The organism is Amycolatopsis halotolerans, assembly GCF_042647905.1.
Lineage (GTDB): Bacteria > Actinomycetota > Actinomycetes > Mycobacteriales > Pseudonocardiaceae > Amycolatopsis > Amycolatopsis halotolerans.
In genome coordinates, this window is record NZ_JBHRWI010000013.1 from 82,893 (window position 1) to 104,769 (window position 21,877).

General features: G+C 69.8%; 24 protein-coding genes. 16 read left to right on the forward strand and 8 right to left on the reverse strand.

From position 1 onward, the window contains the following. Nucleotides 1–46 precede the first annotated feature (46 nt). The 4 genes from ACFORO_RS09105 (at nucleotide 47) to ACFORO_RS09120 (ending at nucleotide 3,635) form a co-directional block, all read left to right on the forward strand. Nucleotides 47–1,510: an NAD-dependent succinate-semialdehyde dehydrogenase gene (locus tag ACFORO_RS09105; RefSeq protein ID WP_354747409.1), complete on the forward strand. Its 1,464-nt coding sequence runs from the start codon at nucleotides 47–49 to the stop codon at nucleotides 1,508–1,510. Beyond that, complete coding sequence (locus ACFORO_RS09110) at nucleotides 1,507–2,562, forward strand: tartrate dehydrogenase (RefSeq protein ID WP_354747411.1); 1,056 nt, start codon at nucleotides 1,507–1,509, stop codon at nucleotides 2,560–2,562. Before ACFORO_RS09105 ends, ACFORO_RS09110 begins: the two co-directional genes overlap by 4 nt. Before the next feature lie 72 nt (nucleotides 2,563–2,634). Further along, nucleotides 2,635–3,102, forward strand: a complete 468-nt coding sequence (locus ACFORO_RS09115; RefSeq protein ID WP_377867824.1) for a DUF4262 domain-containing protein — start codon at nucleotides 2,635–2,637, stop codon at nucleotides 3,100–3,102. A 53-nt stretch (nucleotides 3,103–3,155) separates the two neighbouring features. Beyond that, nucleotides 3,156–3,635, forward strand: coding sequence for a GNAT family N-acetyltransferase (locus tag ACFORO_RS09120; protein ID WP_377867823.1), 480 nt, complete (start codon nucleotides 3,156–3,158; stop codon nucleotides 3,633–3,635). Nucleotides 3,636–3,640: 5 nt separating this feature from the next. On the opposite strand, the gene ACFORO_RS09125 is transcribed toward ACFORO_RS09120, so the two are convergent. Next, nucleotides 3,641–3,994 (reverse strand): MerR family transcriptional regulator, encoded by a 354-nt coding sequence (locus ACFORO_RS09125; protein ID WP_377867822.1) that lies wholly within the window; start codon nucleotides 3,992–3,994, stop codon nucleotides 3,641–3,643. Between the two features lie 30 nt (nucleotides 3,995–4,024). On the opposite strand from ACFORO_RS09125, the gene ACFORO_RS09130 reads away from it, so the two are divergent. After that, nucleotides 4,025–4,864, forward strand: coding sequence for an amidohydrolase family protein (locus ACFORO_RS09130; RefSeq protein WP_377867821.1), 840 nt, complete (start codon nucleotides 4,025–4,027; stop codon nucleotides 4,862–4,864). A gap of 125 nt (nucleotides 4,865–4,989) precedes the next feature. Here ACFORO_RS09130 and ACFORO_RS09135 read toward each other — a convergent pair whose 3' ends face one another. The 3 genes from ACFORO_RS09135 to ACFORO_RS09145 are packed head-to-tail and all read right to left on the reverse strand — an operon-like array spanning nucleotide 4,990 to nucleotide 7,192. Further along, entirely contained in the window at nucleotides 4,990–5,676 is a 687-nt protein-coding gene (locus tag ACFORO_RS09135) for a GntR family transcriptional regulator (RefSeq protein ID WP_377867820.1), read from the reverse strand. A gap of 3 nt (nucleotides 5,677–5,679) precedes the next feature. After that, nucleotides 5,680–6,405 (reverse strand): maleate cis-trans isomerase family protein, encoded by a 726-nt coding sequence (locus tag ACFORO_RS09140; RefSeq protein WP_377867819.1) that lies wholly within the window; start codon nucleotides 6,403–6,405, stop codon nucleotides 5,680–5,682. Between the two features lie 46 nt (nucleotides 6,406–6,451). Then, nucleotides 6,452–7,192: a maleate cis-trans isomerase family protein gene (locus ACFORO_RS09145; RefSeq protein ID WP_377867818.1), complete on the reverse strand. Its 741-nt coding sequence runs from the start codon at nucleotides 7,190–7,192 to the stop codon at nucleotides 6,452–6,454. Between the two features lie 162 nt (nucleotides 7,193–7,354). Between ACFORO_RS09145 and ACFORO_RS09150 the strand changes: the two genes are divergently transcribed. The 3 genes from ACFORO_RS09150 to ACFORO_RS09160 all read left to right on the forward strand — a co-directional run bounded on the left by ACFORO_RS09150 (nucleotide 7,355) and on the right by ACFORO_RS09160 (nucleotide 10,213). After that, on the forward strand, nucleotides 7,355–8,302 hold the full coding sequence (locus ACFORO_RS09150; RefSeq protein WP_354747427.1) for a D-2-hydroxyacid dehydrogenase: 948 nt from the start codon (nucleotides 7,355–7,357) through the stop codon (nucleotides 8,300–8,302). Continuing rightward, the gene (locus ACFORO_RS09155) at nucleotides 8,284–9,666 is read left to right on the forward strand and encodes an amidase (protein WP_377867817.1); all 1,383 of its coding nucleotides are present in this window, start codon (nucleotides 8,284–8,286) and stop codon (nucleotides 9,664–9,666) included. The genes ACFORO_RS09150 and ACFORO_RS09155 overlap by 19 nt, the downstream gene beginning before the upstream one ends. A 61-nt stretch (nucleotides 9,667–9,727) precedes the next feature. Next, nucleotides 9,728–10,213, forward strand: a complete 486-nt coding sequence (locus ACFORO_RS09160) for a MaoC family dehydratase (RefSeq protein ID WP_377867816.1) — start codon at nucleotides 9,728–9,730, stop codon at nucleotides 10,211–10,213. Here ACFORO_RS09160 and ACFORO_RS09165 read toward each other — a convergent pair. Further along, a complete protein-coding gene (locus ACFORO_RS09165; RefSeq protein ID WP_377867815.1) occupies nucleotides 10,170–11,399 on the reverse strand; it encodes an MFS transporter in 1,230 nt (409 codons plus the stop codon). The two genes, ACFORO_RS09160 and ACFORO_RS09165, sit on opposite strands and share 44 nt — an antisense overlap. 86 nt (nucleotides 11,400–11,485) lie before the next feature. Between ACFORO_RS09165 and ACFORO_RS09170 the strand changes: the two genes are divergently transcribed. Then, nucleotides 11,486–12,451: an aldo/keto reductase gene (locus tag ACFORO_RS09170; RefSeq protein ID WP_377867814.1), complete on the forward strand. Its 966-nt coding sequence runs from the start codon at nucleotides 11,486–11,488 to the stop codon at nucleotides 12,449–12,451. A gap of 4 nt (nucleotides 12,452–12,455) precedes the next feature. Here ACFORO_RS09170 and ACFORO_RS09175 read toward each other — a convergent pair whose 3' ends face one another. Continuing rightward, a complete protein-coding gene (locus tag ACFORO_RS09175; RefSeq protein WP_354747435.1) occupies nucleotides 12,456–13,823 on the reverse strand; it encodes a WS/DGAT/MGAT family O-acyltransferase in 1,368 nt (455 codons plus the stop codon). A gap of 183 nt (nucleotides 13,824–14,006) precedes the next feature. Between ACFORO_RS09175 and ACFORO_RS09180 the strand changes: the two genes are divergently transcribed. After that, nucleotides 14,007–15,650, forward strand: a complete 1,644-nt coding sequence (locus ACFORO_RS09180) for a thiamine pyrophosphate-binding protein (protein WP_354747437.1) — start codon at nucleotides 14,007–14,009, stop codon at nucleotides 15,648–15,650. Between the two features lie 39 nt (nucleotides 15,651–15,689). Here the strand turns inward: ACFORO_RS09180 and ACFORO_RS09185 are convergent, their stop codons facing one another. Further along, nucleotides 15,690–16,142 carry a MarR family winged helix-turn-helix transcriptional regulator gene (locus ACFORO_RS09185; protein WP_377867813.1) on the reverse strand — a complete coding sequence of 151 codons (453 nt, stop codon included), beginning with the start codon at nucleotides 16,140–16,142 and terminating at the stop codon, nucleotides 15,690–15,692. Between the two features lie 63 nt (nucleotides 16,143–16,205). Here ACFORO_RS09185 and ACFORO_RS09190 point away from each other — a divergent pair, with 63 nt between their 5' ends. Genes ACFORO_RS09190 through ACFORO_RS09200 form a run of 3 tightly spaced genes read left to right on the forward strand, consistent with a single transcriptional unit; the run spans nucleotide 16,206 to nucleotide 17,843 of the window. Next, the gene (locus tag ACFORO_RS09190) at nucleotides 16,206–16,574 is read left to right on the forward strand and encodes a VOC family protein (protein ID WP_377867812.1); all 369 of its coding nucleotides are present in this window, start codon (nucleotides 16,206–16,208) and stop codon (nucleotides 16,572–16,574) included. Further along, nucleotides 16,567–17,418, forward strand: coding sequence for an NAD(P)H-binding protein (locus ACFORO_RS09195; protein ID WP_377867811.1), 852 nt, complete (start codon nucleotides 16,567–16,569; stop codon nucleotides 17,416–17,418). Before ACFORO_RS09190 ends, ACFORO_RS09195 begins: the two co-directional genes overlap by 8 nt. Next, nucleotides 17,415–17,843, forward strand: a complete 429-nt coding sequence (locus ACFORO_RS09200; RefSeq protein ID WP_377867810.1) for an EVE domain-containing protein — start codon at nucleotides 17,415–17,417, stop codon at nucleotides 17,841–17,843. Before ACFORO_RS09195 ends, ACFORO_RS09200 begins: the two co-directional genes overlap by 4 nt. A 131-nt stretch (nucleotides 17,844–17,974) precedes the next feature. On the opposite strand, the gene ACFORO_RS09205 is transcribed toward ACFORO_RS09200, so the two are convergent. Then, on the reverse strand, nucleotides 17,975–18,652 hold the full coding sequence (locus ACFORO_RS09205) for a GntR family transcriptional regulator (RefSeq protein ID WP_377867809.1): 678 nt from the start codon (nucleotides 18,650–18,652) through the stop codon (nucleotides 17,975–17,977). Nucleotides 18,653–18,899: 247 nt separating this feature from the next. Between ACFORO_RS09205 and ACFORO_RS09210 the strand changes: the two genes are divergently transcribed. The 3 genes from ACFORO_RS09210 to ACFORO_RS09220 all read left to right on the forward strand — a co-directional run bounded on the left by ACFORO_RS09210 (nucleotide 18,900) and on the right by ACFORO_RS09220 (nucleotide 21,869). Next, the gene (locus ACFORO_RS09210) at nucleotides 18,900–20,228 is read left to right on the forward strand and encodes an MFS transporter (RefSeq protein ID WP_354750897.1); all 1,329 of its coding nucleotides are present in this window, start codon (nucleotides 18,900–18,902) and stop codon (nucleotides 20,226–20,228) included. A 15-nt stretch (nucleotides 20,229–20,243) separates the two neighbouring features. Next, the gene (locus ACFORO_RS09215; RefSeq protein ID WP_354750896.1) at nucleotides 20,244–20,528 is read left to right on the forward strand and encodes a hypothetical protein; all 285 of its coding nucleotides are present in this window, start codon (nucleotides 20,244–20,246) and stop codon (nucleotides 20,526–20,528) included. Nucleotides 20,529–20,597: 69 nt separating this feature from the next. Then, nucleotides 20,598–21,869: an aminotransferase family protein gene (locus tag ACFORO_RS09220; protein WP_344271069.1), complete on the forward strand. Its 1,272-nt coding sequence runs from the start codon at nucleotides 20,598–20,600 to the stop codon at nucleotides 21,867–21,869. Nucleotides 21,870–21,877 lie beyond the last annotated feature (8 nt).

Here is a 21,877-nt window from a genome sequence, read left to right on the forward strand (position 1 = left end):
ATATCCATAGCATGAGTTCGGGACAACAGGAACAGGAGCGAGCTGGATGAGCGGGATCACCGAGAACGGCGTCGTGGGCGCGGTCGGCAAGGAACTCTTCATCGGCGGCAAGTGGGTCGCCGCGCGCAGCGGGAAGACCTTCGACGTGCAGGACCCCTCCACCGGAGAGGTCCTGTGCCAGGTCGCGGACGCCGGGCCGGAAGACGGTCTCGCGGCGCTCGACGCGGCGGTCGCGGCACAGTCCGGCTGGGCGGCAGTGGCGCCCCGGGAGCGCGGCGAGATCCTGCACCGCGCGTACGAGAAGCTCATCGAACGCCGGGACGAGCTGGCGCTGCTGATGACCCTCGAGATGGGCAAGCCGGTCGCCGAGGCCGCCGGCGAAATCACTTACGCCGCCGAGTTCTTCCGCTGGTTCGCCGAGGAAGCGGTGCGGATCGACGGCGGCTACGCGGTGGCCCCGAACGGCTCGGGCCGGTTCCTGATCACGCGCCAGCCGGTGGGTCCGACACTGCTCATCACGCCGTGGAACTTCCCGATGGCGATGGGCACACGCAAGATCGGCCCGGCCGTCGCCGCGGGCTGCACGATGGTGATCAAGCCCGCCGCGCAGACGCCGCTGTCGATGCTCGCGCTCACCCAGATCCTCGCCGACGCCGGGCTGCCCGAGGGCGTGCTGAACGTCGTCACCACCAAGGACGCGGGCGGCGTGATGGAGCCGCTGATCCGCGACGGACGCGCGCGCAAGCTGTCCTTCACGGGGTCGACCGGGGTCGGGCGCAAACTGCTGGAGCAGTGCGCGGAGAAGGTGCTGCGCACGTCGATGGAACTGGGCGGCAACGCGCCGTTCGTCGTGTTCGACGACGCGGACCTGGACGCCGCGGTCGAAGGCGCGATGCAGGCCAAGATGCGGAACATCGGCGAGGCATGCACCGCGGCGAACCGGTTCTACGTGCAGCGCGGCGTGGCCGAGGAGTTCTCTCGCAAGCTCACCGAGCGGATGCAGGCGCTGCCGATGGGCCGCGGCACCGACGAGGGCGTCGTGGTCGGTCCGCTCATCGACGAGGCCGCGGTGAAGAAGGTGACCGAGCTGGTCAAGGACGCCACGGACAAGGGCGCTCGGGTGCTCACCGGCGGCTCGCGGGTCGACGGTCCGGGGCACTTCTACCCGGCGACCGTGCTCACCGACGTGCCGGTCGACGCTCGGCTGGCCAGCGAGGAAATCTTCGGCCCGGTCGCGCCGATCACGCCGTTCGACACCGAGGACGAGGCGGTCGAGAAGGCCAACGACACCGAATTCGGCCTGGTGTCCTACCTGTTCACCAGCGACCTGAAGCGCGCGCTGCGGGTGTCGGAACGCTTGGAGGCCGGGATGATCGGCCTCAACCAGGGCATCGTGTCCAACCCGGCGGCTCCGTTCGGCGGCGTCAAGCAGTCCGGTCTCGGCCGCGAGGGCGGCACGGTCGGCATCGACGAGTTCCTGGAGACCAAGTACATCGCGGTGAGCCTGTGACACACCGGATTGCGAGCATCCCGGGCGACGGGATCGGGGTCGACGTCACGATCGAAGCGCGCCGGGTCCTCGACGCGGCGGCGGCGAAGTACGGCTTCTCCTTGGAATGGACCGAATTCGACTGGAGCTGCGAGCGGTACGCGAAGACCGGCGCGATGATGCCCGAGGACGGTGTCGCGCAGCTCTCGGGCTTCGACGGCATCCTGCTCGGCGCGGTCGGATTCCCCGGCGTGGCGGACCACGTTTCGTTGTGGGGCCTGCTGATTCCGTTGCGGCGGGCGTTCCAGCAGTACGTCAACCTGCGGCCGGTCCGGCTGCTGCCGGGGACGTCCTCGGTGCTGGCCGGGCGGAAGGCCGACGAGCTGGAAATGGTGATCGTCCGGGAGAACTCCGAGGGCGAGTACTCGGAGATCGGCGGACGGCACAACGCCGGGCGGCCGGACGAGTTCGTGCTGCAGGAGTCGGTGTTCACGCGGGTCGGGGTGGAACGGATCATCCGGTACGCCTTCGATCTCGCGCGCACGCGTTCGCGGCACGTCACCTCGGCGACCAAGTCCAACGGGCTGATCCACTCGATGCCTTACTGGGACGAGATTTTCGCCGAGGTCGCCGCGCGGTACCCGGACGTCCGCGCGGAACAGTGCCATGTGGACGCTCTCGCCGCGCGGATGGTGCAGGCTCCCGACCGGCTCGACGTGGTGGTGGCGTCGAACCTGTTCGGCGACATCCTGAGCGATCTCGCGGCCGCGATCACCGGCGGGCTGGGCATGGCGCCGTCCGGAAACATCAACCCATCAGGTGACTTTCCGTCGATGTTCGAGGCCGTCCACGGCAGTGCCCCGGACATCGCCGGACAGGGCATCGCGAACCCGGTCGCGCAAATCCTCGCCGGGGCGATGCTGCTCGACCACCTCGGGGAAACCGTTGCCGCGCAAGCGATCCGCGCCTCGGTCGACGAGGTGCTGACCGCGGGCGAAACGCTCACCCCCGACCTCGGCGGAACCGCTACCACAACCTCGCTCGGCGCCGCGGTGGCTGATTCGCTCCGCTGATTTTTCGTCGGTGCCGCGAGGTTCACTCTTCCCTGACCCGGTCGGCGGGTCCCCGAGGGGAGGAGGGCACCGATGTGCCAGATGTGCGAGGAGCCGGAAAGAGCCGAGGAGCAGTACCTGATCGAGGTGCTGGACCGGATCCGGGAATACGGATGGTGCGTCCAGGGCGTGCGGGGGCCAGGCTCCCGGCCGCCCTGGGCGTACACCGCGGGCCTGACCGTGCGAGGCCTGCCGGAACTGGCCGTCACGGGATTGTCGTTGCACGAAGCGGCATACGTGCTCAACGCCGGGGCCGAACACATCCTGCACACCGGCCCGCCGGAACCTGGCGAGCAGTGGCTGCTGCCCCGGCTGCCCGCGCTGGAAGTCGTGAAGCTCAGCGCCCCCGCGACGCATCTGCACATCGCGGTTTGCTGTTATGGCACCGGAATCGAAGCCATGCAGCTGGTCTACGCCGATCCCGCGGGCCGGTTCCCGTGGTCGCCGCAGTACAACTTCGGCCTCGGCGGACAGCCCGTGCTGGGGGTGCGTCGTGCCTGAGTTTTTCTTGCTGCGCCAGGGTTTTTCGTACTTTCGCCCGGTAGCATCGGATCATGCCCGAACTGCTGGCCCCCACCGTCCGATTGCATCGCGCCTGGCTGGAAGCACACGCCGAATGGGGCCCAGGGTTGCACGAGGACGGCTTCGGCCTCTCGGCGTCGGACGTGGTCGATTCTCCCGCTGGCTTCGCCGCCTGGGTGGATTCCTTGACGCAGGACCGCGCTCTGTACCGCTGGCTAGTCGAGGACGGCCAAGTGCTCGGCGGGATCGCCTTGCGCTCCGGCCCGGCGGAGTACGTGTCGTGGGCCGGGCACATCGGCTTCGGCATCCGCCCGTCGGCGCGCGGCCGCGGTCTGGCTTCCTGGGCATTGCGCGAGATGCTGCCCGAGGCCCGGGAGCTGTCGCGGGTGCTCTTGGTGTGCGAGGGAGAGAACCTGGCGTCCGCCAAGACGATCGAACGCGCGGGCGGGGTGCTGGACGAAGTACGCCAGACCGGGCACGGACCGGTGCGGCGGTACTGGATCACGACCTGAGCTGTTCAGCTGGCGCGTTCCGTCACCGCGATGGCCTCGCGAAGCGTTTGCTGCGCCTGAGCGAGGTCCGCCGCCCGGCGGTCGAGTTCGGTGAGTTGGGTGCGCAGCGCGCCCAGCACTCCCGGGCACGGGCGCAGCGAACCGTCGGCCTCGGCGCACGGCAGCATCTGTTTGATCAGGCTGGTCGGCAGCCCGGCCGCCAGCAACGCGCGAATCTGCCGAACGGTCCGTTCGGCGGCGGGAGCGTAGTCGCGGTAACCGTTGGGCCGCCGGTCCGCGGTCAGCAGGCCGACACGCTCGTAGTACCGCAGGAGCCGTTCGCTCGTGCCGGTGCGCTCGGCGAGCTGCCCGATCCGCATCGTCCCTCCGCTGAGCTTGACCTTGGCATGGTGTCAACGTTCAACACTGGCTCCGGCGGCCGCATTCCGCGCGCCCAGGACAACCGGGGGTTTCCGTTGATCATCGACGCACACAGCCACGTCCACGACCCCGTGCACCAGCACCTCGCCCTGCTGGACGAGGCCGGGGCCGACCGCGCCGTGCTGTTCGCGACCAGGCCGCATCCCGAACGAGCCACGGATCTGGCTTCGTTCCGCCGGGAAATGAGCGTGCTGGACGCCGCGCTCAACGGTGCGTCCGGCGACGGCTATCAGTCCGCCTGGCAGGAACTCGACTCCGCGCTGGCCGCACATCCCGGCCGGTTCCTGGGCTTCCGCTCAGTCCGCCTGGACCGGTCCGGAGGCCAGCTGGCCGCGGAGGTCGATCAGGTCGCCAGGGGTTTCCACGGAATCGGCGAACTGACCCCGGCTCCTGGCGCGGCCGCCCGGATCGAACCGGTCCTGCGGGCAGCCACCGACCACAATGGACTCCCGGTCGTCGTGCACGGCTCTGCCCCGACCACCGAAGCCGATCTGTCCACGCTGGCGGAGCTGGCCCGCCGCTACCCGGCCGTGCCGCTGGTGATCAGCCAACTGGGCGGCGCGCATTGGCTCACCGCGATCGACCTGGCCCGCGAAACGCCGAACATCTACCTGGAACTGTCGACGGCCAGCATCGTCTTCGCCGTCCGGCTCGCGATCAACGAGCTCCCGGACCGCACGATGTTCGGTTCGGACGCGCCGTACGGCGACCCCGTCCTGTCCCGCGCGACGATCGAACGCGTGACCCCGCCCGGAGAACTGCGAGACCGCGTCCTCGGCGGCACGATGGGGGAGGTGCTGGGGCTGTGAACTTCGCACCCGGCAGAAAGGCACCCGCCATCGCAAGGCGCGCTGCCGCCCGGAATCTGGTGGCTCGTGCGTGTTCCTGCCTGTTGGCACCGGCATCGCCACTCATGAGGGCCGTGCTCCGCGCCTCACCCAGCCGCCGCGACCCCGTCCTTCAAGCTCCTCCCCGGAAGCAGCCGGCTGATCGCGTCCTCCATATGCGCGTCCAGCAAACGCAGCGCCGTCTCCTCGTCGCCCGACCGCAGGGCTTCGATGATCCGCGTGTGCTCCTCCAGCCGATCCTCCACGCCCTGATACGTGCTCTGCAGCAACGTCAGGCACATCCGCGTCTCGATCAGCAACGTCCGGGCCATCCGCATCAGCCGTTTGCTGCCGGAAGCGTTGATCAGCGCCTCGTGAAACCGGAGGTCCGCCTCGGACAACGCGGCCGGATCGTCCGCGGCGGCAGCCATGTCGGCGACGTTCTGCTCCAAGATGGCGGCCACCGCCTCGCGGTCGCCGCGGAAGGCGCACAACAGGGCGGCTCTTTCCACCGCGGAACGGGCGAGATAGATGTCGAACACGTCCGTCGGTTCGAGGTCGATCACGAACAGGCCCCGGTGGCGTTCGCTGCGCAGCAGGCCCTCGGACACGAGGTGCTGCATCGCCTCCCGCAGCGGGCCGCGCGAGACCTGGAAGCGGGCGGCCAGGTCGGTTTCGCCGAGCTGGGTGCCCGGCGGCAGCGCGCCGGTCATGATCGCGTCGCGCAGCTGGCGCGCGATCACCGCCGCGGTCGATTCCCGGCTCACCGGTTCTATGTCAGGCAGTGCGACCACGGGTCAGCCCCTCGTCCGGAACAACGCGCCCAGCGAACGCACCAGCCGGGTAGAGCCGGTCAGGCGCAGGCCTTCCCAGATGGTCACCTGGTTGGCGGTCAGCACCGGCTTGCCGAGCTTCTCCTCGATCGCGGTGATCTCGCCGAGCGTGCGCATCGCGGTGTCGGGCACCAGAACCGCGTCGGCGTCCGGGTGGTCGTGGCTTACCGCCAGGTCGACGACGGCCTCGGGCGCGAGCTTGCCTACCTCGGCGGCGGTGTCGATGTCGGCGCTCGACATCGAGAGCACCTCGACGCCTCCCGCGGCGAGGAAGTCCACGAACAGCCGCGCGACGTCGTCGGGGTAGCTCGCGGCCACCGCGACTCGTTGCACGCCAAGGGCTTTCGCCGCGTGCACGAAGGCGAACGACGTGCTCGACGCCGGGACCCCGGCAACCGCTCCGAGCTGGTCGGCCTGGTTGCGCGCGCCGTCCCAGCCGTACACGAAGCTGCCGGACGTGCAAGCCCACACCACCGCTTCCGGCTGGTGCTTCGCGAGCAGCCGGGCGCCTTCGGCGAGCCGGGCTTCGCTGCCGAGGTCGAGCAGCTCCGGCACCGCGTGCAGGTCGGTGCCGTAGATGTGCGCGACCGGCAGGCTGATGTCGCCGTCGGAGCCGCCGAGAAGCTGTTCCGCGAGCGGGTAGTCGTCCTCGGCCGCGTGGTCGGGGTAGATGAAGCCGATCGTGGTCACGAAACCTCCGGGATGCGCAAATTGTCGACAATATTAGCCGGACGGGTCAAGACACCTCCCGCAGCCACTGGCCGGGACCCACGATGGGCAGCCGCATCCGGCGCAGGCAGGCCCACATGGTCAGCTGGTTGGCGGTCAGCACGGGTTTGCCGAGCGCCTTCTCCAGCGGTTCGATCAGGTCGAACGTGGGGAGGTTGGTGCAGCTGACGAAAATCGCCTCGGCCTCGCGGTGGTCCGCGGCCAGGATCCGCTCGGCGATGGTGCGGTAGCTGACCTTCCAGATGCCGCCGCCCAGGCCGAGGTGGTCGCTGGACACGGTGTCCACGCCGACCTCGGCGAGGAAGTCGTGGAGTTTGCTGGTGAGATCGGCGTCGTACGGCGTGAGCACCGAGACCCGGCGCAGGTCGAGCTGGTGCAGCACCTCGACGAGGGCGCCGGAGGTGGTGACCGCGTCCGGCGCGCCCGCGTCGCAGATCGCCTTGGTGAGGGAGCGTTCGTAGTCGATGCCGTTCACGAAGCTGCCGGAGGTGCACAGGTACGCGACCACCTCGGGCTCCACGTGCAGCACGTCGCGCGTGGCGGTGGCGAGGTGCCGGCTGTCGCTCACCAGCTGGGCCATTTCCATGCTCACCGGGACTGGTTCGTACGGGGTGCGGGCGAGGTGCAGCGACACCTCCATCGGCACCCAGCGCCACAGTTCGCGCTCGAGCGCGAGGTCGAACGGCGCGATCACGCCGATGCCGCGCTGGGCTAGCGGGCCCTCGAACGCGAGGAAGTCCAGATCCAAGGTTCAGCCTCCGGAATACGCCTGTGCGGATGCCCGTCCGGTGCTCCGGGGGTGGTCCTCGGATTGTTGACAATCATACGAGCCACTTTTACCGTGTCAATCGTGATCGCCCCGGAAACCCCCGTACTGGCAGTGCTCTGCGGGGCAGACCAACCACCGGACATGGCCGCTATCGAAGACGCGGCGGTAGTTCGTTACACCGACGAGCGCGGCCTCGCCGGTGCGCTGGCCGGAGCCGACGCGCTTTTTGTCTACGATTTCCTTTCCGGTGCGGTTCCGGGGGCCTGGCCCGCGGCGGACCGGTTGCGGTGGCTGCACATCGCGAGCGCCGGCGTCGACCCGGTGCTGTTCCCGGGGCTGCGCGAGAGCGACGTCGTGCTCACGAACTCGCGCGGGGTGTTCGACGACGCCATCGCGGAGTACGTGCTCGGCGTCGTGCTGTCGTTCGCCAAGGACTTCGCGCGTTCGCTCGACCTGCAGCGCGCCGGCACGTGGAAGCACCGCGAGAGCGAGCGGATCGCCGGGCGGGAGGTGCTGGTGGTGGGCACCGGACCGATCGGAAAGGCCATCGCGCGGATGCTGCGCGCGGCCGGGATGCGCGTGTCCGGGGCGGGCCGGCGGGCCCGGGTCGGGGATCCGGATTTCGGCGTCGTGCGCGAATCCGCCGAACTGGCGCGGTATTTGCCCGAGTTCGACTACGTTGTCGCGGTCGCGCCGCTCACCGATCAGACCAAGGGCATGTTCGACGCCGCCGCGTTCGCCGCGATGAAACCGTCCGCGCGGTTCGTGAACGTGGGCCGCGGCGAACTGGTGGTCACGGCCGATCTGATCGCGGCCTTGCGGGCGGGCGAGATCGCCGGGGCCGCGCTCGACGTCTTCGAAACCGAGCCGCTGCCCGCCGAAAGTCCACTGTGGACCATGCCGGACGTCCTGCTGTCCCCGCACATGTCGGGCGACTTCATCGGCTGGCGGCGGACCCTGGTCGAGGTGTTCGCGGGGAACTTCCGGCGCTGGGTCGCCGGGGAACCGCTGTGGAACGTCGTGGACAAACGGCTCGGCTACGTGCCGTCCGAATCGCAGGGAGGCGCCGGATGGGCGACCGGGAACTGACCGCCAGCGAACTCGTCGCCGCCTACGCCACCGGCGAACTGTCGCCGGTCGAGGCGACGAAGAGCGCCCTGCGGAACATCGAGGACCGCGACGGCGAGATCAACGCCTACTGCCTCGTCGACGCCGACCGCGCGCTCGACCAGGCGAAAGCGGCCGAGGCCCGCTGGCGCGACGGGAATCCGATCGGCGCGCTCGACGGCGTCCCGGCGTCCATCAAGGACATCTTCCTCACCCAGGGCTGGCCGACGCTGCGCGGTTCCGCGAGCATCCCGGTGGACCAGCCGTGGGAGGTCGACAGCCCGGTGATGGCGCGGATGCGCGAGGCGGGCCTCGTCGTGCTGGGCAAGACGACCACGCCGGAGATCGCGTGGAAGGGCGTCACCGACAGCGCGCTCGCGGGCATCACGCGCAATCCGGTGAACCCGCGGATGACGGCGGGCGGGTCCAGCGGCGGCAGCGCGGCCGCGGTCGCGGCTGCGATGGGCGAGCTGTCCGTCGGCACCGACGGCGGCGGTTCGGTGCGGATTCCCGCGTCGTTCTGCGGGATCGTCGGCATGAAACCGACCCACGGCCGGATCCCGCTGTTCCCGGCGAGCCCGTTCGGCCCGCTCGCGCACGCCGGGCCGATGGCGCGCTGCGTGGACGACACGGCGCTGCTGCTGGACGTCCTCGCGCTGCCGGACCACCGCGACCCGACCGGGCTCGCGCCGCCGATCAGCGCCTACCGCGAGGCGGTGCGGCGCGACGTGCGCGGGCTGATCGCGGCGTACTCGCCGGCGCTCGGTTTTGTCGACGTGGACCCGGAAATCGCGGCGATCGTCCAGTCGGCGGTGCAGTCGCTCGCCGACGCCGGGCTGCAGGTCGAGCAGGCCGATCCCGGATTCGCCGACCCGAAGGACGCCTTCGACGTGCTGTGGTCGGCAGGCGCGGCGAAGTCGCTCGACGCGTTCCCGCCGGGCAGCGAGCCGCGGGTCGATCCGGGCCTGCGCCGCGTGTGGGAACGGGGCCACACCTACTCCGCGGGCGATTACCTCGACGCCACCGCGGAACGTGCCGCGCTCGGCATCCTGATGGGTGAGTTCCACACCCGTTACGACGTGCTGCTCACGCCGACCGTCCCGATCCCGCCGTTCGAGGCGGGCCACGACGTGCCGCCGGGCAGCGGGATGAGCGAATGGCCGGAGTGGACGCCGTTCACCTACCCGTTCAACATGACGCAGCAGCCGTCGATCAGCGTCCCGGCCGGGCGCACCGAATCGGGCCTTCCGGTGGGCCTGCAGATCGTCGGCCCCCGGCATTCGGACGACCTGGTGCTGGCGGTGGCGAAGCTGCTGGAGGAGGTCCGGCCCTGGGCCGCGCCGTGACGCTCGGCGGGCAGACGCAAGTCACGTTTTCCAGCCGAAAAGCTGTGGCAGGCTGTCGCGTATGACCGAGTTCACCGCGCCCATCGACGACCGCTGGTTCGAGGACTACCCCGAGGGATCGGTGTACGAGTTCGGCGACACGACCGTCACCGAAGCGGAGATCATCGAGTTCGCCGAAAAGTACGACCCGCAGAGCTTCCACGTCGACCCGGCGGCGGCGAAGGAGGGCCCGTTCGGCGGGCTGATCGCGAGCGGCTGGCACACGTCGAGCCTGATGATGCGGCTGTTCGCCGACCACTACCTCTCGTCGGTCGCGAGCCTCGGCAGCCCCGGCGTCGACGAGCTGCGCTGGCCGCGTCCGGTGCGGCCGGGGGACCGGCTGCGGATGCGGGCGACCGTCACCGAGGCGCGGCTGTCGAAGTCGAAGCCCGATCGCGGCCTCGTGCGCACCCGGATGGAACTGTTCAACGGCGACGACGACCTGGTGTTCAGCGCGAGCGCGGTCAACTTCCTGTCGGTACGGCCGGTGCCGCGGTCCGGTTCGTGAGCTGCCGGATCTCGCGGCTGCACAGCGCGAGCCCGGTCGAAACCAGGATCAGCACCCCGCACGCGACGAGCACCGGCTCGCGGCCGAAGTGCTGCACGAGGGGACCCGCCGCGATCTGCCCAATCGGCATCGCGGCGAGTGAACCCAGCATGTCGTAGGAGTACACGCGCGCGAGCTTGTCGGGCGGGATGTGTTCCTGCAGCGAAACGTCCCAGGCGACGCTGAACTGCTCCATCGCCAGCCCGGCCGCCAGCATCGCGATCAGCAGCGGGACGAGCGACGGCCACCAGCCGAGTGTCAGCACCGGCAGCGCTTCCACCGTCACCAGCAGCACCCCGACGAACAAGGCGTGCCGCGGCCGCCAATGCGCGGCGACGATCCCGCCGAGGAGCGCGCCCGCGGTCTGCATCGCCAGCGCCAGTCCCCATCCGGACCGCCCGAACGTCTCGTCCGCGACGACCGGCCCGATGACCACGAGCGTGCCGAGCCCGGCGGCGTTGACGAAGGCGAACTGCGCCACCACCACCCACACCCAGGCGCGGGACCGGAACTCGTGCCATCCGGCGACCAGATCGGCGATCGGCCGGGCGCCCGGAACCCGATCGGCGCGCGGCAGCCGGACGGCGTGATAGGCGAGCGCGGCGGCGAAGAACAGCAGCGCGTTCACCGCCAGCGCCCAGCCGGGTCCGGCCGCCGCCACCGCGACCCCGGCGACTCCGGCTCCGGCGATGCGCCCGCCGTTGACCAGCAGCCGCAGCAACGCGTTCGCCGGAGCCAGCAGGTCTCGCGGCACCGTCTGCGGGGTGATCGCCGCCGACGCGGGCAGCGACATCGCCGCGACCGCCCCGTTGACCACGCTCAGCGAGATCAGGAACGGGACCGAACCAAATCCACAAAGGACACTCGCGGCGATCAGCGCCTGGCTGAGCCCGGCCGCGATCTCGGTGCCCTGCAGGATCACCGCGCGCGGCAGCCGGTCCGCGAGCACGCCGCCGAAAAGCAGCAGCAGGATGCCCGCCAGCGACCGGACCCCGACGACGAGCCCGAGATCGACCGCCGACCCGGTGCGGTCGAGCACCGCGAACGCGAGCGCGACCGGAGCGACCGAGTTGCCGAAGGTGCCGAGCGTCCGCCCGGCGGCGAGGGCGCGGAAACTGCGGTGCCGCAACGGCTCCAGGAGGCTCACCTCGCGAGCATCCTCTGATTGTCAACCGAATAATCAGCAGTTGAGAACGCTCGGCGACGGCAAGCGAAGAGTGCTGTGCTCGACGCATGCGGACGACGACCCTTGGCCGCAACGGCCTCGAAGTCTCCCGGATCGCCTTCGGCACCGGCGGGTTCGGCGGTCAGTGGGGCGGCTTCGACGAGGACACCGCGATCGCGGCGATCCGGCGCGCACACGAACTAGGCATCACCCTCTTCGACACCGCCCGCGCTTACGGCACCGCCGAAGCGCTCCTGGGCAAAGCGTTGCGCAGCGAGCTCGACCACCGCCGCGACAGCGTCGTCATCGCCACCAAAGGCGGGACGAACCCCGGTTCCGAACGCATCCGCGATTCGCGTCGGGCATGGCTTGCCCAAGGAGTCGACGAGAGCCTGCGCGCGCTCGGCGTCGACCACCTCGACCTCTACCAGATCCATTGGCCCGACCCGCACACTCCTGCCGCCGAGGTCGCCGGGACGCTGCGGGAGTTCGTGGACGCGGGCAAGATCCGCCACGCCGGAGTGTCGAACTACGACTCCGCGCAGCTCAGCGCAGTGAACGAGACGGCATTGAACGAGCCGGTGGAAACCGTGCAGGTGCCCTACCATCTCTTCCGTCGCGGCGCGGAAACCGATCCGCTCCCGTACGCCCGCGCGCACAACATCGGCGTGCTCGCCTACAGTGCGCTCGGCAGCGGTCTGCTCACCGGCTCGCTGACCGCCGAGACCGTCTTCGACCCGTCGGATTGGCGGTCGCGTTCGTCCGCTTTCCGCGGGGACTCGTTGCGGCACAACCTGAAGATCGTCGATCAGCTCGCCGCTTTCGCCAAGGAGAGGGACGCGGAGGTGAGCCAGCTGGCCATCGCGTGGACGCTGGCGAAGGTCGACGTCGCCATCGTCGGCGCCCGCCGCCCAGCCAGCATCGAGAAGAGCGCGACCGGCCTTCAGCTCACCTCAGCGGACCTCGCCGAGATCGACCGCATCGTCGCGCCGGCCGTCCCGGTCGGCGGAGCCAGCCCGGAAGGCATCGACTGACCGGCTACCCCCGCGTCGCGAATTCCAGCTCGGCGAGCGCCGTGTCCAGATGCGTCAGGATCCGCTGCAGGTGCGGGACGCTGCGCCGGCACCCGGTGACACCGAAGTCGAGGTTGTCCCCGTTGCTGGTCAGCGTGATGTTCAGGGCCTGCCCGTCGAGCAGCACCGACGCCGGGTAAATGCCGTCGAGCGCCGCGCCGTTCCAGTACATCTGCTTGCGCGGGCCCGGGACGTTCGAGATCACCAGGTTGAACGGCGGCCGCGTGTTGCCGACGACGCCGGGGATCGGCGACGCGCCCAGCTGGGCCACGTTGATCCCGGACAGCAGCAGCGTCTGCAGCGGCGACAGCTGCGAGAACAGCTTCTTGCCGTTCGACATCGACTCGGAGATCGCGGCCAGCCGCTGCGCCGGGTCGGTCAGGTCGGTGGCCAGGTTGCACAGCAGCGCGCCGATGTTGTTGCCGGTCGCGTCGCCGGTGTCGCGGCGGCGCAGCGACACCGGGACCATCGCGACCAGCGGCGCGTCCGGCAGCGCGCTCTGTTCGATGAGGTAATCGCGCAGCGCGCCGGAGCACATGGCGAGCACGACGTCGTTGCGGGACACGCCCGCGGCGGTCGCGACCTCGCGCACCCGGTCGAGCGGCCAGGACTGCGCGGCGAACCGGCGCGCGCCGCCGATCGGCACGTTCAGCATCGTCTTCGGCGCCTGCATCGGCAGCGTGAGCCGGTGCTCGCGGAACGCCTCGCGAGCCACCTTCGCCGCGGCCGGCGCGATACCAGCGACCTGCTCGAACGTCTTGCCCACCAGGGCGAACGGCGACGCCGGGGCGCGGCCGTTGCGGTGCGCGGCGGGCTTCTCGCGCGAACCCCACGGCGGCGGGCAGTCCAGGTCGGCCGGGTCGTCCGACAGCGTTCCCTGCAGGTGCCGCAGCGCCGAAACGCCGTCCATCAGCGCGTGGTGGATCTTCGAGTACACCGCGAACCGGCCGTCGCGCAGTCCTTCGATGAGGTGTGTTTCCCACAGCGGCCGGTGCCGGTCGAGCAGCGTGCTGTGCCAGCGCGAGGTGAGTTCGAGCAGTTCGCGGATCCGGCCCGGCTGCGGCAGCGCGGAATGCCGGAAGTGGTAGTCGAGCTCCAGATCGGTGTCGCGCGACCAGCGCACGTGCCCGACGGTGTTCACCGGACGGCTCGGCCGCATCCGGAACACGCCGCGCATGTTGTCCGATTCCAGCAGGTTCCGGCGGAGGTCGCGCAGATAGTCCTCGCCCGCGCCCTCGGGTTTGCGGAACAGCTGGAGCCCGCCGACGTGCATCGGGTGTTCGCGGGTCTCGACCATCAGGAACATCGAGTCGGTCACCGGCATCAACGGCATTGCGCCACCCCTTTCCGCCGCCGTGGGGACCTCGGCGTCCCCGGCCCCCGGAGTGTACGCACGAAAAAGGCGGTGTCTCAGATCTCGCGGCCAGGTGGGGGACAACGGGGCGGCGCCGCGATGACAAACCCTGTCCGGTGACGTGTCTGCGGCTGCTTACCGGGGGCGGATACCATCGCTGGCGTGGCAGGACGGACTGGAGCTCAGCAGCTGGGGGACGCGCTCACGGCTCTCGGGACCGAGGTGGTGTTCGGCCTGCCGGGAGTCCACAACCTGCCGCTGTGGGAGGCGTTGGCGGGCACCGGGATCCGGCTCGTCAACGTCCGGCACGAACAGACCGCGGGATACGCCGCCGACGGTTATGCCCGCAGGACGGGAAAACTCGGCGTCGCGCTGGTGACCACCGGCCCCGGCGCGGCGAACACGCTCGGCGCGGTCGGCGAAGCGATGGCGTCGGCGGCCCCGGTGCTCGTGATCGCCACGGACATCCCGTCGACGCTGCGCCGTCCGGGTGTCGTGCGCGGGGTGCTGCACGAAACTTCCGACCAGCAGGCGATGTTCGCGCCGGTCACCAAGGCGGGGTTCACCGTGCACCGCGCTGATCAGATCGGCACGACGCTGCACCGCGCCGCCCGGCTCGCGCTGATGCCGCAAAGCGGCCCGGTGTATTTGGGCATTCCGACCGATTTCCTCCGGGAGACCACGCCGCCGCGCGAACCGCCCGCGCCGCCCGCCGAACGCGTGCTCGACCTGCCGGACCTGCCTCGTGCGTCGGAGCTGCTGGCGTCCGCGCGCCGTCCGCTGATCTGGGCGGGCGGCGGCGCGCTGCGCTCCGAAGCCGGGGAAGCGATCGGGCAGCTCGCGCAGCGGCTGGCCGCGCCGGTGCTCACCACGTTCGGCGCGCGCGGCCTGCTTCCGCTCGAACATCCTTGCCTGGCCCCGAATCCGGTGCACGCGCCGGAGGTCGGGCAGCTGTGGGACGAGGCCGACGTGGTGCTCGCGATCGGCACCGACTTCGACGGCCTGATGACGCAGAACTGGCAGATGCCCGCGCCGCCGAAGCTGATCGCGATCAACGTCGACGCGGGCGACGCGGCGAAGAACTACCGGCCGGACGTCACCCTGGTCGGCGACGCCCGCCGCGTCGTCGAATCCCTGCATCCGGAAACGCGCCCCGGCCTGGACGAGCTGACCGCTCGGCTGGCCGGCATCGGCCGCCGGGTGCGCAGGCGCATCCGCGACGAGGAACCGCAGGCCGCCGACTTTCTGTCCACTTTGGAGGAAGTGCTCCCGGCGGACGGGACGATCGTCACGGACATGTGCGTCGCCGGGTACTGGATCGGCGGCTTCCACCGGGTCCGCGCGCCGCGGCGGCTGGCGTACCCGATGGGCTGGGGCACGCTCGGCTACGGCTTCCCGGCGTCGCTCGGCGCGGGCGCGGCGGCCGAGGCGACCGGCGGCGGTCGCGTCCTGTGCGTCACCGGCGACGGCGGTTTCCTTTACGCGGTAGGGGATCTGGCGACGCTCGCCGAGGAACAGCTGCCGGTGACGGTCGTGGTCGTGGACGACGGCGGCTACGGCATGCTGCGTTTCGACCAGGACCAGGAAGGCCTGCCGCATCGCGGAGTCGACTGGGACAGCCCGGATTTCGTCGGGCTGGCCCGCTCGTTCGGCGTGCACGCGGACCGGGTGTCCGGCTTCGGCCGCGCGTTTCGCCGGCTGCTGAGCGAATTCGTGGAATCGGACGAGCCGAACGTGCTGGTGGTGCGCGCGAAGCTCAAGCCGCCGCTGAACACTTCGCCGCGGTGGTACCGGAAACGTCCGTGAGGGGAACCCTGAGGGACTCTGATTCCCTCAGGGTTCCCCTCACGGACGTCCACTGTGCCGCAGTGAGTCGACCATGCTCCGCAGGATCCGGAACGCGTCCGACTGTTCGGTCTCGCTCAGCCCGTCCAGCATCCTGACCTCGACGGACCGGACCGCGGCGCTCGCCTTCTCCAGGCTCCGCCGTCCGCGCGGCGTGAGCCGGGCGGGAAGAGCCTTTCCGACGGGTGCCTCCGCGGGCCTGGTCACGTAGCCGTCTCGCTCCAGGGCTTGGAGCAGCACGTTCATCGACTGCCGGGTCACGAACGTGCCCCGCGCGAGCTCGGAGTTCGACAGGCCCGGTCGTTGCGACAGCAGCTCGAGGCAGGAGTAGTGCGTCACCGTCATCCCGAGCGGGCGCAGCACCTCCTCCATCGCCGACCGCAGCGCGCTCGAGGTCTCTTTCAGCAGGTAGCCCAGTGACTTGTCCAGGTCGACTCCGTCGGCTTGACTCATGTCAGGATTCTGACATAGAGTGAGTCGTGTCAGGAACCTGACACGAAGAAAAGGAGCAGCACCTTGCCCGCCATCGGCCCCGACTTCATCTCGCTCCAGGCACGCGACCTGGACGTTTCGCAGGCTTTCTACGAGCGCTACCTCGGTCTCGTCCGCTCGCCGGCCGGACCTCCGCACGCCGTCGTCTTCGAGACGAAGCCGATCGCGTTCGCCCTCCGCGACGTCGTTCCCGGCACCGATCTCGCCTCCGCCGCGCGTCCCGGCATCGGCGCCGCGATCTGGCTGCTCGCCACCGACGTCCAGGCCATTCACGACGCTCTGGTCGCCGACGGGCACCCGATCGTCTCCGCGCCGATCGACGGCCCCTTCGGCCGGACGTTCACCTTCGCCGACCCCGACGGCTACCACGTCACCCTCCACGACCGTGGCTGACGCGAGCACCCTGGTTTTCGGGGCTACCGGAGCACTCGGCCAGCACGTCCTGGACGCGCTGGTCTCGCGGGGCGTGAGTCCCGAAACGATCACCGCGGCCGGGCGGAACCCGGTGCGCCTTGAGGAACTCGCTTCCGCCGGGTTCCGCACCGCGGCGGTGAATCTGTCGGATTCGGCCGCTGTCGCGGAACTGGTGGCTCGGCACTCGGACATCGTGCTGATCTCGGGACGCGACGAGAATCGCCTTGCCCAGCACGAGTCGGTCATCGAAGCCGCGAAGAACGCCCGGCACCTCTACTACACCAGCGGAGTCCGCGCCGACGACGAGCGCTTCGAGATCAACGCGGACCATCGCGCGACCGAGAAGGCGCTCATCGCTTCTGGCCTGACGTACACGATTCTGCGGAACACCTGGTACCTCGAGAACTATGTCCAGTCGCTGGCCGGTCCTCGCTTCACCGGCGTCCTCGCCGCGGCGACCGGTGACGCCGTCGTCGCGGCGGCCAGCCGAAAGGACCTGGCCGAGGCCTTGGCTGTCGTGGTCACCACCGATGGCCACGACAACGTCACCTACAACCTCTCCGGCGACACGGACTTCACCTACGCCGACATTGCCGAAGCGATGTCCGTCGTGCTGGAGCGAGAGGTCGTTTACCGACCGGTCGCCCCCGAAGAATTGCGGGCAATGCTCCGCAAAACGGGAATGGACGACGAGTTGGCCAGCTTCCTGGTCAGTCTGGACGAGACCATCGCTGCCGGGGTTTTCGCGCGGGTCGGCGACGATCTTTCCCGGCTCCTCGGCAGGCCGACGACCGGCCTCGTCGAAGGGCTGACCGCGAAGTGACCCCTTCCGGCCAGCGATTCTGGATCAACACGGTCACGCTCGACCACGTCGAGGCGGCCGCCGAGGGCGGCTTCACACAAGCGGATCACGGTGCGGGCAAACGCCTTCGTCAGCCGAGCCCGGGCGACGAGATGATTTTCTACTCGCCGCGTACGAGCTTGCAGGGCGGCAAACCCGTCCGCCAGTTCACCGCGTGGGCCACGATCACCGGCGAAAAGCCTTACCAGGCTTACGTAAGCGACGATTTCCAGCCATGGCGGCTCGCGGCTTCCTTCCACGCTTGCCAGCGCGTGGATGCGAAGCCGCTAGTCGACCAGTTGTCGTTCGTCGCCGACCCCACGCATTGGGGATTGCCGTTCCGCCGTGGCTTGTTTTCCATTCCACAGCAGGATTTCGCGACGATCCTCGCGCGCATGACCGCGTGAAGGCACCGTCTCAAGGTCGCACTGACGAGGCCTGGCCAGCATGGCCCTCTGCTCCCGCAGATGTCCGTGAAGGGCTCCTTGAGGGAATCTAATTCCTTCGAGGAGCCCTTCACGGACCTCCGCTGAGCGAGTCAGCTGTGCGAGTCCGCTTCCCAGCTGAGGAACGCGTCCAGCGTCGCTGACCGGTGCGCCCGCGCGCAGTGCTCGATCCATTCGGCACCGGAACCGGAGCGGATCAGATCGAGCAGCTGGTCGTGTTCGGCGACCGAGGCGAGCGCGCGGGCGGGGACGAACGAGAACGTCGAATCGCGGATCCTGGCGAGCTGGGACCAGCCCTTCTTGACCAGGTCGACCAGGCTCGGATTGGGGCAGCGGGTGTAGAGGATCTCGTGGAACTCGTGGTTGAGCCGGGTGAACTCGACCGGTTCGAGCTGGTCGAGACCGGCGCGCATCCGGTCGTTGAGCTCGCCCGCCTCGGCGAGGTCGTCGGCGGTCAGATGCGGCGCGGCGAGCGCGGTGGCCGCGCTTTCCACGATCGCGAGCATCTGCATCGTGTGCTCGTAGCCGACCGGGTCGATCGCCGCGACGGTCGCGCCGACGTTGCGCTCGAAGTGCACCAGCCCCTCGGCCTGCAGCAGCCGCACCGCTTCCCGCACCGGGACCGTGCTCACGTCGAATTCCTTGGCCAGTGAACCGAGGACCAGCCGGTGGCCCGCCGGGTACGCGCCCGCGGTGATGCGGGACTTGAGAACTTGGTACGTGTGCTGGCTCTTGCTGAGCCCGCCGGCCGCCTCGTGTGTTGTGGACATCCCTGTCGCCTCCCCTTCACAGCCCGCCGGGGCGGGGTGTCCAGGCCACGGTAACCGGTCCGTTCGCCGCGCTAAATAATATACATTCAATGCAGACGATGCGCCGAGTGAGAGAGATGCTTCTGCGGCCGCGGCTGGGCCATCCGGGCAAAAAGCCTGTTCAGTTACCTCATTGAGCCTTGTCGGGGTGGCGACTGATTATATACGATCTGCCACGGCCTGAAGCACCGTCAGCAGGGGAGGCGCGATGCCGCGCACGACCGGGATCAGCAGAGAGCACCGTCGCGTCGTCTTGGCGGCCATGGTCGGCACGACAATCGAATGGTTCGACTTCTTCATCTACGCGATCTGCGCCGGACTGGTCTTCGCGACGCAGTATTTCGCGGTGCTCGGCAAGGACGCGCTGATCGTGTCCTTCGCGACGGTCGGCATCAGCTTCTTCTTCCGCCCGGTCGGCGCGATCATCGCCGGACATCTCGGCGACCGCCTCGGCAGGCGCGCGATGCTGATCCTCACCCTGCTGCTGATGGGGATCTCGACGGTGCTGATCGGCCTGGTGCCGAACACCGCGTCGATCGGCGTGTGGGCGCCGATCATCCTGGTGCTGCTGCGCATCGTGCAGGGGCTTTCGGCAGGCGGCGAATGGGGCGGCGCGGCCCTGCTCGCGGTGGAGCACGCGCCCGCCGACCGGCGCGGGCTGTACGGCGCGTTCCCGCAGATCGGCGTGCCGATCGGGCTGCTGCTGGCCAACGGCGTCCTCGCGCTGGTCACCGCGCTGACGTCGCCGGAGCAGTTCCTGGCGTGGGGCTGGCGGATCCCGTTCCTGCTGAGCGTGGTGCTGATCGTCGCCGGACTGATGATCCGGTCGCGGGTCGCGGAAAGCCCGGTGTTCGAGGAGGTCCGCGAGAAGAAGGCGCGGTCGAGCATGCCGCTGGTGCAGTTGTTCCGGCACCACTGGAAGCTGGTCGTCGGGGGCGCGCTGCTGTTCGCGGCCAACAACGCCGTCGGGTACATGACCACCGGCGGATACGTGCAGTCGTACGCGACGAAGACACTGCACCTCGGCCGTTCGACCGTGCTGATCGCGGTGATGCTGTCCGCGGTCGCCTGGCTGGTGAGCACGCTGATCGGCGGCTGGCTCGCGGACCGGATCGGCCGCGTCCGCACGTACCAGATCGGGTTCGTCATCCAGCTGGTGTGGATGTTCCCGTTCTTCGCCCTGATCAACACGGCCAACGTCGGACTGCTTCTGGTGGCGCTGTTCCTCTTCTCGGTCGGGCTCGGGTTCACGTACGGCCCGCAATCGGCGCTGTACTCGGAGATGTACCCGACGACGGTCCGCTACAGCGGCGCGGCGATCTCGTACGCGATCGGCGCGGTGCTCGGCGGGGCGTTCGCGCCGACCATCGCCGAATCGCTGCAGACCAGCACGGGAACGGTCTACGCGGTCGGCGGCTACCTCGCCGTGATGACCGTGATCGGCCTGGTCACCAGCTTCTTCATCAAGGATCGGAAGGGCGTGTCACTGAGTTCCGCGCCCGCGAACGCACAGGCCACTACCGTCGAAAACGTCTGAGCAGGGGGGAGCGCGATGCGGACCCAGACCCGAAGCGACTACTGCGCGTGGCTCGACGCGGCCGCCAGGGACGCGCACGACGCGATCAACCGGATCCACGTCGAGGCTTACGCCGATCTGGTCCGCGCCGCCGAGCTGTACAAGGGCGAGCTGGCGTGCCGCCGCCCGGCGCGGCGGCCCGCCTCTAGTCTGCCCGGCCGGGGACAGCGCCATCGGAGCCATCGGGACGCCGGACGGCGGAGTTCCGCGATGGCGCGCGTCGAGGGGTCGCGGTTCGCCGATCCCCGGCCGGGCGGGTAGAAAGGGCGGCGGCGGCCGGTCGCCGCTCCCCGCGGCGCCGGCTGGTTGAGCCGACCCCGAGGAGGAGCAATGCCGGACCAGCAGCCGAACCCGCTGTGGCACCCGTTCGCGGACATGGGCGCGGTCGACGGGAACCGGTTCGTGGTGACCCGCGGCGAGGGGTCTTATGTCTGGGACGACGCGGGCCGTCGTTACTTCGACGCCTCCGCGTCGCTGTGGTACTCGAACCTCGGCCACGGCCGTCCCGAAATCACGCGCGCGGTCACTGAGCAGCTGGAGAAGCTCGACGCGTACAACCTGTTCGGCGGCGTCGCGAACGAACCGGCTTTGAAGCTGGCGTCGCGGCTGTCCGAGCTGGCGCCGGTGCCGGGGTCGAAGGTGTTCCTCGGCTCGGGCGGCGGCGACATGGTGGACACCGCGGTGAAGATCGCGCGGTCCTACTTCGTCCACACCGGACGCCCGGACAAGACCCACGTCATCAGCCGGACCCAGGGCTACCACGGCACCCACGGATTCGGCACCGCCGCGGCCGGGATCCCGGTGAACGCGGAAGGCTGGGGCCCGCCGGCCGCCGATTTCTCGCAGGTGCCGTATGACAACGCGGCGGCGCTGGAGGAGGAAATCCTCCGTGTGGGGCCCGAGCGAGTGGCCGCGTTCTTCTGCGAACCGGTCATCGGCGCGGGCGGCGTGCTGCTGCCGCCGGACGGGTACATCGAGGAAGTGGCGGCGATCTGCCGCAAGCACGAGGTGCTGTTCGTCGCGGACTGTGTGATCTGCGCGTGGGGAAGGCTTGGCACCTGGTACGGCATCGACCGCTGGTCGGTCCAGCCGGACCTGGTGACGACGGCGAAGGGCGTGACGAGCGGGACGATCCCGCTGGGCGTCCTGCTGGTCGCGCCGCACGTGGCGGAGCCGTTCTTCACCGGACGTCCGGGCGCTCCGATCCTTCGCCACGGCGCGACTTATGCCGGACACCCGGTCGCTTGCGCGGCGGCCAACGCGACGCTGGACATCTACGAGCGCGACGACATCATCCCGCGCGGCAAGGCACTGGAGAAGCCGCTCGCGGACGCGCTTTCCGGCGCGGTCGGCCACCCGGCGGTGGCGGAAGTCCGGGCCGGGCTGGGATTCCTGGCCGCGGTGGAACTCGCGCCGGACCTGCTGTCCGCGGACCCGGGCGCGCCCGGCCGGTTGCACAAGTTCCTGCTCGAGGAGGGCGTGATCGTGCGCTCGCTCGGCAAGGGGATGGCGGTGTCGCCGCCGCTGGTCGCCGAGGAGGCGGAGCTGGACCTGCTGGCGGCGGCTGTTCCGCGGGCGCTGGACCGGTTGCTGAAGAACTGACGACACTG

Bases quoted from the DNA above. Each gene is read 5' to 3' on its own strand.
- ACFORO_RS09105 (WP_354747409.1), top strand. From the start codon at position 47: ATGAGCGGGATCACCGAGAACGGCGTCGTGGGCGCGGTCGGCAAGGAA.
- ACFORO_RS09205 (WP_377867809.1), bottom strand. From the start codon at position 18,652: ATGTCCACAACACACGAGGCGGCCGGCGGGCTCAGCAAGAGCCAGCAC.
- ACFORO_RS09210 (WP_354750897.1), top strand. From the start codon at position 18,900: ATGCCGCGCACGACCGGGATCAGCAGAGAGCACCGTCGCGTCGTCTTG.
- ACFORO_RS09155 (WP_377867817.1), top strand. From the start codon at position 8,284: ATGGGCGACCGGGAACTGACCGCCAGCGAACTCGTCGCCGCCTACGCC.
- ACFORO_RS09115 (WP_377867824.1), top strand. From the start codon at position 2,635: ATGTGCCAGATGTGCGAGGAGCCGGAAAGAGCCGAGGAGCAGTACCTG.
- ACFORO_RS09160 (WP_377867816.1), top strand. From the start codon at position 9,728: ATGACCGAGTTCACCGCGCCCATCGACGACCGCTGGTTCGAGGACTAC.
- ACFORO_RS09170 (WP_377867814.1), top strand. From the start codon at position 11,486: ATGCGGACGACGACCCTTGGCCGCAACGGCCTCGAAGTCTCCCGGATC.
- ACFORO_RS09175 (WP_354747435.1), bottom strand. From the start codon at position 13,823: ATGCCGTTGATGCCGGTGACCGACTCGATGTTCCTGATGGTCGAGACC.
- ACFORO_RS09150 (WP_354747427.1), top strand. From the start codon at position 7,355: ATGGCCGCTATCGAAGACGCGGCGGTAGTTCGTTACACCGACGAGCGC.
- ACFORO_RS09220 (WP_344271069.1), top strand. From the start codon at position 20,598: ATGCCGGACCAGCAGCCGAACCCGCTGTGGCACCCGTTCGCGGACATG.
- ACFORO_RS09120 (WP_377867823.1), top strand. From the start codon at position 3,156: ATGCCCGAACTGCTGGCCCCCACCGTCCGATTGCATCGCGCCTGGCTG.
- ACFORO_RS09125 (WP_377867822.1), bottom strand. From the start codon at position 3,994: ATGCGGATCGGGCAGCTCGCCGAGCGCACCGGCACGAGCGAACGGCTC.
- ACFORO_RS09215 (WP_354750896.1), top strand. From the start codon at position 20,244: ATGCGGACCCAGACCCGAAGCGACTACTGCGCGTGGCTCGACGCGGCC.
- ACFORO_RS09185 (WP_377867813.1), bottom strand. From the start codon at position 16,142: ATGAGTCAAGCCGACGGAGTCGACCTGGACAAGTCACTGGGCTACCTG.